The following is a 317-nucleotide window of genomic DNA, read 5'->3' on the forward strand; positions in this document are numbered from 1 at the left end:
CCCCCCCCCCCCCCCCCCCCCCCCCCCCCCCCCCCCCCCCCCCCCCCCCCCCCCCCCCCCCCCCCCCCCCCCCCCCCCCCCCCCCCCCCCCCCCCCCCCCCCCCCCCCCCCCCTTTTTAATGCTCCGCCGACCACCGAGATCTACACCGAAGGTTAATCGTCGGCAGCGTCAGATGTGTATAAGAGACAGCCCCATGGCCAAGCAGGGCAAGGCGACCGAGGCGCTCTCCTTCGCCTTCCTCTCGGCCGGCTTCGGCGCGCTGGCCGGTGTTATCCTGATCACGCTGCTCTCCGGCTGGGTCGCGAAATTCGCTTTG

General features: G+C 74.4%; 1 protein-coding gene. It reads left to right on the plus strand.

Annotation, left to right across the window (positions count from 1 at the left end; genetic code table 11):
- A partial coding sequence (locus tag JHD80_RS28905) for a tripartite tricarboxylate transporter permease (protein WP_248311823.1) occupies positions 1–317 on the plus strand: 317 nt, incomplete at both ends.

This window comes from Allobosea sp. ASV33 (assembly GCF_016428755.1).
In the GTDB taxonomy this organism is placed as follows: domain Bacteria; phylum Pseudomonadota; class Alphaproteobacteria; order Rhizobiales; family Beijerinckiaceae; genus Allobosea.